This window comes from Herbaspirillum sp. UBA812 (genome assembly GCF_002296545.1).
GTDB lineage: Bacteria > Pseudomonadota > Gammaproteobacteria > Burkholderiales > Burkholderiaceae_D > Herbaspirillum > Herbaspirillum huttiense.
Map to the genome: position 1 here is coordinate 5,835 of NZ_DBIC01000010.1, position 350 is coordinate 6,184.

At 65.7% G+C, this 350-nt stretch carries 1 protein-coding gene and 1 pseudogene; both read right to left on the reverse strand.

Going from position 1 to position 350, the window contains the following annotated elements; translation table 11 throughout:
• Positions 1-142 (reverse strand): SAM-dependent methyltransferase (locus B3873_RS00465; protein WP_286863499.1); only part of this gene is annotated, 142 nt, incomplete at its 3' end.
• Positions 139-350, reverse strand: a pseudogene (locus B3873_RS00470) (precorrin-2 C(20)-methyltransferase); the annotation flags it as partial. The pseudogene B3873_RS00470 and the gene B3873_RS00465, both read right to left, overlap by 4 nt.

Consider the following 350-nt stretch of genomic DNA (forward strand, 5'->3'; position numbering starts at 1 on the left):
CGGGGTGGCAATGTTCCAGCAAGGCAGTCGGCACCAGCGAACCGGCATACAGCACCATGCGCACCTGGCCCAGCAGGCGCGCACCGCGCAGGGTGATGAGGTCGGCCGCACCGGGGCCGGCCCCTACGAAATAAACTTTCATGCATTTCCTTTCGAATTCTCTTCGGGCGCACGATGGCGCTGCGCCTGGGCCGTCTTGCGGATCAGCAGCACGGCGAGATAGCCGCTCGCTTCTGCCGCATCCAGCGCGGTGAGGTCTGTGGCCAGCACTTCACCTTCCAGACCGATGCGGCGGGCAAAGCCGCAATGCTGGGCAATGCCCATCTCGCGCAGCAAGGCCCGCACCCAGG